The organism is Amycolatopsis sp. NPDC059027 (genome assembly GCF_042739735.1).
In the GTDB taxonomy this organism is placed as follows: domain Bacteria; phylum Actinomycetota; class Actinomycetes; order Mycobacteriales; family Pseudonocardiaceae; genus Amycolatopsis.
Map to the genome: position 1 here is coordinate 117740 of NZ_JBHYIK010000004.1, position 8568 is coordinate 126307.

The window sequence follows — 8568 nt, forward strand, 5'->3', positions numbered from 1 at the left end:
CTCCCCATCAGAGGTGACACACGCGAATGGTGCGAATCTCACCGTAGCCACCCGAAGACGCGCGCAGAAGAGTCCGACGCCACAGGACTTATCAGTGGCAGGAATGGCAGATTCCCGGTCATCGGGACGAAGCCGGCGCACCGAGCCAGCACCGCAGGGATTCCGCGAGCGTCTCCCGTCCGCCGCTCACCCAGGCGATGTAGCCATCCGGGCGGACGAACGCGGGCGGCGTGCCGGGGAACTGCGTGGGCGCCGCGGTGACGACGGTGACCCGGTCGCCCCACGCTTCGGCGACTTCGCCCGTTTCACCGCGAGGATCGAGCACGAGTCCCGCACCTGTCGCGGCGTGTTGGGCGAAGGTTGTCCCGTCGGCCAAGACGAAGTCGGGCGCCCGGCGGCCGATCAGGGGATGGTCGCCGGGGAGGTCGTACCGCTGCCAGCCGCCGCCGATCTTCTTGACCACGTACGTCGCGCCGTGCGGGGTGTCGAGAAGATCGGCCAGCACGTCGCGCAACGCGGCGACGCGGGGATCGCCGGGCACGCCGGCCGCGGTCTGCGCCATGCTCCACCGCTGGACCCAGGCGCCGATCGGCCACTGTTCGGCGGTGTAAGTGTCCACAAGGGACATCGGGGCGAAACCCCGCGCGACGGCGGCGAGCTTCCAGCCGAGGTTCATCGCGTCGCCGAGGCCGAGATTGAGCCCCTGACCGCCCGCGGGCGAATGCACGTGGGCGGCGTCGCCCGCAAGCAGGACGCGGCCACGGCGGTAGGTTTCCGCCTGACGGGTGGTGTCGGCGTAGCGGGTCGCGGCGTGGACGGCGGTGACCGTGACGCCGGTTCCGCTCACCCGGCGCAGGCTCTCCTGGATTTCGGCGGCGGTGACCTCGGAATCCCGATCGGCCGGTGGCGGGGTGAATTCGACGGTGTGCACGCGTGACTTGCCGTCCTCGGCCCAGCCACCGACCACATAGGACCCGTTCACACCCGGCCGCCAGTCCGGCGCCGTCAGCTCTTCACCACCTTCCATGTCCACAATGGCCTGACGTCCGGTGAAAATCGGGTCCACGCCGGGGAAATCAAACCCCGCGAGCTTGCGGACCGTACTGCGACCGCCGTCGCAGCCGACCAGCCAGCCCGCCTCGATCTCGTCATCCCCCGCCCGCACCCGGACCCTGTCCTCGCCGGCGACGAAGCCGCTCACAGCCACACCCCTGCGGATTTCGGCACCGAGTTCCCGCGCGTGCCTGCCGAGGACGGTTTCGAGGTCCTGCTGGGCGACGACCCCGGCACTGAGCGGTTCGCCGGTGAACTCGGGATCGGCGAAGTCCAGCCGATCCGCGCGGATGCCGATCCCGGCGAAGTGCCCGGCGAACACCTCCCCGGCTTCCACGCCCTCGGGCCCGGGTTCCGGCGTTTCCGCCGGGTCGTACCAGAAGAAAGCGTTTTCGCGAATCGCGGGCACAAGACCACGGAGATGCAACGCGGCGACCGTTGGCCCGTTGAGGGCGCGCGCCCCCATCGAACCCGCCTTCCGCGGCTGCGCCGGGTCGCTTTCGCGTTCGAGCACCAGCACCCGCGCGCCACCGAGCCGCAGTTCGGCCGCGAGCAGCAGGCCGACCGGCCCCGCGCCCGCGACGACGACGTCGTAGTCCATGTCTCCCCCAAAAACTAGAAACGATGTTCGCAGTTACCCCAGACTAGCAAACCCCAAACATCGTTCGCAATAATCATGGTCGTGGACGAGGTGATCTGGATGCGGCCCGAGCACGGGACCCGGGGCCCCAAACCGGCGTTCAGCCGCGACGACGTCGCGAAGGCCGCCGTGCGGATCGCCGACGCCGAGGGCCTCGACGCGTTGTCGATGCGCCGGATCGCCACCGAACTCGGCGCGGGCGCCGCGTCGCTCTACCGGTATGTCCGCAGGAAGGACGAGATCTTCGAGCTGATGATCGACGCCGTGCTGGGTGAGCGGACCGGCTTCTCGCCCAGCGGCGACTGGCGTGCCGATCTGACCGCGCTGGCCCATCTGCAGCGGGAGACGGCGCTGCGGCACCGCTGGTTCGCCGGGCTGTCCGCGGGCAGGCCGACGCACGGTCCGCACAGTCTCGCCGGGCTGGAACAGGCCTTGTCGGTGTTCGACGGGCTCGCCCTGTCCGCCGACGAGATGTTGCTCTGTCTCGACACGGTTTCCGCGTTCGTCCGCGGCCATGTCCTCGCCGAACTGGCCGAGGAGGAGGCCGTCCGCCGCACCGGTCTGAGCCACGACGAGTGGATGGAACAGCAGGGCGAGTACGGCCCGGCGATCATCGGCAGCGGCCGCTATCCCCGCTTCACCCGTGTCATCGTCGAAGCCGAGAGCCCACATGCGGCGGACCGGCTGGAGCGTGGTTTCGCGCTCGGCCTCGACCGTGTCCTCACCGGCCTCGCGGCGAGCATGGAAGGACACCGATCTCGCGCCGTCCGTCCATAGTCGGCCCTTCAAGCGGATCCTTCACGTTCTTTACAGCTAATATCCTTGGTTAAGGCCTGTAACCACGAGGGACGGAGGTGGCCATGGCGAACGCCGCGACGTCGCCACGCGAGCGGTACCGGGCGCAGATGCGCACGGAGATCAAGGAACAGGCGTGGGAGCAGATCGCCACGTCGGGGGCGTCCGCGCTGTCGCTCAACGCGATCGCCAAGCAACTGGGGATGAGCGGGCCCGCGCTCTACCGCTACTACGCCAGCCGCCACGACCTGATCACCGAACTCATCAGGGACGCCTACCGCAGCTTGGCCGACGCCCTGGCCGAGGTGGCCGCGGCCGGCGACGCCGACCTCCCCCGCCTCGGCCGCACCGTTCGTGCCTGGGCGCTCGAGGATCCCCAGCGGTACTTCCTCATCTACGGCACGCCCGTGCCCGGCTACCACGCCCCGGCCGACACCACCACGATCGCCGACGAGATCATGGCGGTGCTGCTCGCCGCCTCGCCGGACGCCGAGACGGCCCCGGAGATGGCGACGCGACGCGCGATGGCCTTCTGGACCCGTGTGCACGGCGTGCTGTCCCTGGAGCTCGCCGGCCAGTTCGCCGGGTTGGACCTCGACCCTGCCGCCCTTTTCGAGTCCGAATTGGACAGTCTGCGGGAGCTCTGACCGCGGCAGGGTCAGCCTGCGGCCCACGTGACCGGGAGTTCGTGGACCCCGTAGATCAGCATGGTGGTCCCCAGCGGCACGTCCCCGGCCGGGACGGCCAGCCGCAGTTCGGGGAACCGAGCGAACAACGCGGGTAGCGCGACCCGCATCTCGACCCGCGCCAGCTGCTGGCCGAGGCACTGGTGGATGCCGTGCCCGAACGCGACGTGCCCGGCTGTGGCCGGTGCGGGTCGAGCACCTCCGGATCGGGGAACCGTGCCGGATCGTGATTGGCCGCCGGCACCGACACCGTGACGGCCTCGCCCGCCTTGACGAGCTGTCCGGCCAGTTCGACGTCCTCCAGCGCGACCCGGACCGTGCACGGGACGATACTGAGGTAGCGCAACAGTTCCTCGACCATCGCGTCGGCGTTTCCGGCCAGTTCCGGGATCAGCGCGGGGTTTTCGAGCAGGGCGAAGGCACCGAGCGTGATCATGTTGGCGGTGGTGTCGAAGCCCGCGCCCAGCAGGGTGAAGGCGATGTTGGTGAGTTCCTCGTCGGTGAGGTCGCTCCCGGCGAGACCGCCGAGCAGGTCGTCGGTCGGCTCGGCGCGTTTGGCGAGCACCAGTTCCCGCAGGTAGTCCTGCATCGCGGTGTAGACGGCGAAGCGTTCCTCCGGGGAGGAGTCGGCCTGCATGAGCACCTGGGCCTCGTCCTGGAACCGCTCCCGGCCGGACTCCGGCACGCCGAGCAGCTCGCAGATCACCTGGCCGGGGATCGGCAGCGCGAACGCCCGCCGGAGATCGGCGGTGTCGCCGGCGCGTTCCATCTCGTCCAGGCAGGCGGCGGTGATCTCCTCGACGCGTTCGGTCAGCAGGCGCATGCGGCGCACGGTGAACTGGCCGGTGAGCAGGCGGCGGTAGCGGGTGTGCTCGGGCGGGTCGGTCTGGGTGAAGATGCCGGGCGGGGCGGGCCGTCCCGCGCTGTCGCCGGTGCCGGGGAGCGGCGGGTGCGCAAGGTCGGCCCTGGCACTGAACCGGGAATCGGCCAGTACCGCGCGGACCAGCTCGTGGCTGGTCGCCAGCCAGCCGACATGTCCGTCGGGGTAGGCCATCCGGCTCAGCGGCTGGTTCTGGCGCAGCTTCGCCAGTTCCGCGGGCGGGTCGAACGGACGGCCGGGCACGCGGGTCATGGGCAGTGGTTCGGCGGCGGGCTGGGTCATGGTGGTTTCCTCGGTGCTCATCAGGATTCGGTACTTCCCACGCTAGGTTGTGTTTCCTGCAGCGTCACTTTGGCAACTACGGTTTTTGGGAGTACTTATGGATTTTCGCGCGAATCATTGCAATGATCCTGACAGCGAATGCAACGAGTAGCGGCGGAATTGCAATGACTGCCGGTGAACGCACCAGGAGGCGAGAATGCCGGGAGGCCGCCTGAGTCCCGAGGACCGGCAGAGGATCGCGGCGGGGCTCGCCGATGGGCTGGGGTACGCCGAAATCGCCCGGCGGCTCGGCAGGCCGACGTCGACCGTCAGCCGCGAGGTGTCCCGCAACGGCGGCGCGCGCGGTTACCGGGCGGACTACGCCCAGCTGGCGACGGGACGGCGTGCCCGTCGCGGTGGGCTGTCCGCCTCGGCCGCAGCGTCCACCGAAGCCGTCGAGGGCCGGGACGTCGCGTCGATCGACGAGTTCGAGCGGGAGTTCGCGGCGATGATGACGCAGTCGGGCTTCCCGCGGATGATGTCGCGGGTGTTCGTGTCGCTGTACCTGAGCGACACCGGCAGCCGGACCGCCGCCGAACTCGCGCACCGGCTCGGCGTCAGCCCCGCGTCGGTCTCGAAAGCCGTGGCGTACCTGGAAAAGATGGAACTGCTGACGCGGGTGCGGGATTCCCGGCGGCGCGAGCGGTACGTGGTCGACGGGGATGCCTGGTACCGCGCGTGGGCGGCGAGCTTCCGCTCGGTCGAGCAGTGGGGGCACGCCGCCCGGCGCGGCGCCGGACTGCTCGGCACCACCACCCCCACCGGTGCCCGGCTCGACGAGATGGGCGAGATCTTCGAGCACCTCGGGCATGAGATGACCGAGGCGGCCGAGCACTGGCGGCGGGTGGTCACGGCGCGGCGGGTCAGTCCACCAGCGCCCCGCAGCTGATGTTGGCGGTGGCCGCGGTCATGCTGCGTGCCTTGTCGGAGGCGACGAACGCCGCGACGTTCCCGACGTCCTCCAGCGTCGCCGCGCGGCCGAGCATCGTCGCCTTCTCCAAGCTCTCGACGATTTCCTTTCCGCCCGGCATGTCCGGTGGGACGACCTCCGCGATGCCGCCGGTCCGCAGGGTCACCGCGCGCACCCCGTACGGCCCGAGCTCGGCGGAGATCTGCCGCCGCATCGCTTCGAGCGCGGCGAACCCGGCCTGCAGGCCGCCGACGTGGAACTCGCGCACCGGGTCGCCGTCCCCGCCGAACACCAGGATCACCCCGGACCGCTGCCGTTTCATGTGCCGTGCGGCCGCCCGCGCGGTGAGAAACGTCGTGCGCACACCGGTTTCGACCGGCTGGAGATAGTCGGCGGCCGACATCTCGGCCATCGGCGTGCCCTGGACGTCGCCGTGGGTGATGAGGTTGAAGGAGATGTCGAGGCTTCCCGCCTTCGCCGCGACGGCGTCGGCGTGCGCGTCGACGGCCTGCTCGTCCAGCGCGTCGACCACGGCGGTCTCGGCCTCACCGCCCGCGGCACAGATGTCCTCGGCGACTTTGTCGAGCTTCGCCGCCGTCCGGCCGGTGAGGAACACCGTCGCCCCTTCGCGCGCGAACGCTCGGGCCACCGCGCCCCCGATCGCCCCGCCCGCGCCGTAGACCACCGCGTTCTTGCCCGCGAGCATCATGCGTTACCTCCCGTCCGCGGCCCGCCCTTCGCGGGCCTTTCACCAGACGCGTCGAACGGGCGGTCCGGCGATCGACATCGGCCGCTCAGGTTTTTCTGGCGGCCTCGGTGAGCAGCACTATCCGGCGGCCGTGCAGCTCCCCGCGTTCCAGCCGGCGATGTGCCCCGGCCAGTTCGCCGAGCGAGCCGAGCTCGACGATCCGCGGCCGCAGCCCGCCGCGCGCGAAATGCCGGTTGAGCGCGACGGCGGCTTCGGCCAGCTCCGCGGAGGTGGCGTTGGAAATGGCGAAGCCGATGACCGAACGATCGTGGGTGTACAGCTCACCCGCGGGCAGCACCGGCCTGCTCTGCGCCCCGGCGAGCAGCACGATCCGGCCGCGGAAGGCCAGCATCTCGACAGCGGCGTCGAAATCGTTGGTGCCGGAGGTGTCGATATGGAGATCCGCGACCCCGCGCAGGCATCCGGGCAGCCGGGGATCGTGGTAGTCGTAGGCCGCCGACGCGCCGAGGCCGAGGCAGTACTCGAGATCCGCGCCCGACGCCGTCGCGATCACCTTCGCGCCCGCTTCGACGGCGAGTTCGACCAGCGCGCTGCCGACGTTGCCCGCCGCGCCCGCGATCACCACGGTCTCGCCCGCCCGCACCCGGCCGTGGGTGACCAGCGCCAGATACGCGGTGGCGGCCGGATGGACGACGGCGACGGCGTCGACCGGATCGGTGTCCGGGGGCAGCGGATACAGCCGGTCGGCGGGGACGACCACCCGCTCGGCCGCGGCACCCTGGCGGCCGCCGTGGCCAAGGCTGTTGCACCACACCAGATCGCCGTCCGCGAAGCCCGGCGCGCCGGGGCCCGCCTCGAGCACCCGGCCGACGAGATCGCGGCCCAGCACGAACGGGAACGTGACGGGAACGGGAACAAGCCCGGACCGGACGAACGTGTCGACGTGGTTGACCGTGGTCGCCAGCACCTCGACGAGGACGTCCGACGGACCCGGCCGCGGTTCGGGGAGTTCGCCGAACCGGATCTCGTCCGGCCCGCCAAGGTGCTCGACAAATCCGGCCAGCATGATCACGACCATACCGGCCGCCACGGCCTGTGGCAGGGCCGTGACCGGCCTGCTCGGTGTGCACTGTGGACCGGGCGAAGAAACGTGTTTGCCCGGCAACGGGCAAACCCTTTACCGGCAAATCGCACCCGTACGGAGCAAACACCCCGGCGCCGACGGTGGTAGACGGGTCTGGTGACCGACCACCACGAGCCGCTCACCATCGGCGGCAAGGTGCTCCATCAGTGGCTCCACGCCGAACGCCGAAGACTGGCGCACCGGCTGGCCGACCGGATCGGCGACGAAACCGGCTCTCCGGCAGGCTTTCCGGTGCGAGAACGGGAGACCATCGCCGAATCCGTCGAAGAAAACCTCCGCCTGATCGCCGAATCACTCCGTGATCGCACCACCCCCGGCCCGGCGGCGCTGGCCGGACCACTCGCCTCCTCCGCCGCCCGCCGGGCGAACGAAGGAATTCCGCTGGACACCGTGCTGTCCACCTGTCACACCAGCACCATGGTGGCTTGGCGCGAGCTGGTCGCCGAGGCGACCGCCGAGGATCTGGCCGACGTCGTGGCCTGCACCGAACTCCTGCTCGGCTGCCTCGCCTGCGCGAGCACCGCCGTCACGGCCACGTACCTCGAAGAACGGCACCAGCGGGATATCGATGGACAGCGCCGCCGGCACGCACTGCTTTCGGCGCTGCTGCGCGGTGATCCCCCGGACGGTGCGGCGCGCCGGGCCGAAATCCCGCTCCCGAGCCGATTCCTGGTACTCCACCTGCGTTTCGGCCGCCATCCGGCCGAGGACCGGCCCGGTACCGACGGGGCGATGGCCACCCAGCACAAGATCCACCGGGCCACCACGGAACTCGCCCGCACCGCGGGGGATCCGGTGCTGTCGCTGCTCGACGCGTCCGGCGGAACCGTGCTGATCCCGGACAACACCGCCGAGCACAACTGGTCCGCCGACGAAATGCTGGTCACCCGGCTCGGCCAGGCGGCCGAGGTCGACGTCACGGCGGGTGGGGTACTCGCCGGGCCCACCGAGGTGCCCGGCGCGGCGGACCAGGCGCGCGACCTCGTCGAGCTGGCCGAGGCGTTCGGCCGCGGTCGCGGCTTCTACCGGCTGGCCGATCTCATGCTGGAGTACCAGCTGACCCGCCCGAGCCCGGCACGGGCCGAACTCGGCGGGCTGCTCGAACCGCTGGAAACGCATCAGGATCTGCTGGCGACGCTGGAAACCTACGTCCGGCTCGGGCTCAACCGGCGGCGGACCGCGGCCCAGCTGCACGTCCACCCGAACACCGTCGACTACCGCGTCCGCCGCGCGGTCACGCTGACCGGTCTCGACCCTGCCGATCCCGCCCAGCTGCAGCACATCGGCGCGGCGCTGATCATCCGGCGCCTGCCCGGCTAGGTCCAAACAGGACACACACGCGCCTCCCGGAGATGCCGTTAAGGCCACCTTACGGGCGTCAGACGCCCCGACGGTTGACGGAACGGCACCCGGGCGCAGGACCAGGGCCG

General features: G+C 70.7%; 7 protein-coding genes and 1 pseudogene. 4 read left to right on the forward strand and 4 right to left on the reverse strand.

The genetic code is table 11. The annotated features are described in order from the left end of the window. Positions 1–118: 118 nt before the first annotated feature. Positions 119–1654 carry an FAD-dependent monooxygenase gene (locus ACFWY9_RS04205; RefSeq protein ID WP_378338110.1) on the reverse strand — a complete coding sequence of 512 codons (1536 nt, stop codon included), beginning with the start codon at positions 1652–1654 and terminating at the stop codon, positions 119–121. An 81-nt stretch (positions 1655–1735) separates the two neighbouring features. Here ACFWY9_RS04205 and ACFWY9_RS04210 point away from each other — a divergent pair, with 81 nt between their 5' ends. After that, the gene (locus tag ACFWY9_RS04210) at positions 1736–2470 is read left to right on the forward strand and encodes a TetR/AcrR family transcriptional regulator (RefSeq protein WP_378338111.1); all 735 of its coding nucleotides are present in this window, start codon (positions 1736–1738) and stop codon (positions 2468–2470) included. A gap of 83 nt (positions 2471–2553) precedes the next feature. Next, complete coding sequence (locus ACFWY9_RS04215) at positions 2554–3135, forward strand: TetR/AcrR family transcriptional regulator (RefSeq protein ID WP_378338112.1); 582 nt, start codon at positions 2554–2556, stop codon at positions 3133–3135. Between the two features lie 11 nt (positions 3136–3146). Here the strand turns inward: ACFWY9_RS04215 and ACFWY9_RS04220 are convergent. Further along, positions 3147–4336, reverse strand: a pseudogene (locus ACFWY9_RS04220) (cytochrome P450). 196 nt (positions 4337–4532) lie between these two features. Here ACFWY9_RS04220 and ACFWY9_RS04225 point away from each other — a divergent pair. After that, positions 4533–5264, forward strand: a complete 732-nt coding sequence (locus tag ACFWY9_RS04225; RefSeq protein ID WP_378331707.1) for a helix-turn-helix domain-containing protein — start codon at positions 4533–4535, stop codon at positions 5262–5264. On the opposite strand, the gene ACFWY9_RS04230 is transcribed toward ACFWY9_RS04225, so the two are convergent. Both ACFWY9_RS04230 and ACFWY9_RS04235 read right to left on the reverse strand, forming a co-directional pair. Then, on the reverse strand, positions 5239–5994 hold the full coding sequence (locus ACFWY9_RS04230; protein WP_378338113.1) for an SDR family NAD(P)-dependent oxidoreductase: 756 nt from the start codon (positions 5992–5994) through the stop codon (positions 5239–5241). The genes ACFWY9_RS04225 and ACFWY9_RS04230 overlap by 26 nt on opposite strands. An 85-nt stretch (positions 5995–6079) precedes the next feature. Next, positions 6080–7060 (reverse strand): NADPH:quinone reductase, encoded by a 981-nt coding sequence (locus tag ACFWY9_RS04235; protein ID WP_378338114.1) that lies wholly within the window; start codon positions 7058–7060, stop codon positions 6080–6082. A 174-nt stretch (positions 7061–7234) separates the two neighbouring features. Here ACFWY9_RS04235 and ACFWY9_RS04240 point away from each other — a divergent pair, with 174 nt between their 5' ends. Next, a complete protein-coding gene (locus tag ACFWY9_RS04240; protein WP_378331710.1) occupies positions 7235–8458 on the forward strand; it encodes a PucR family transcriptional regulator in 1224 nt (407 codons plus the stop codon). Positions 8459–8568 lie beyond the last annotated feature (110 nt).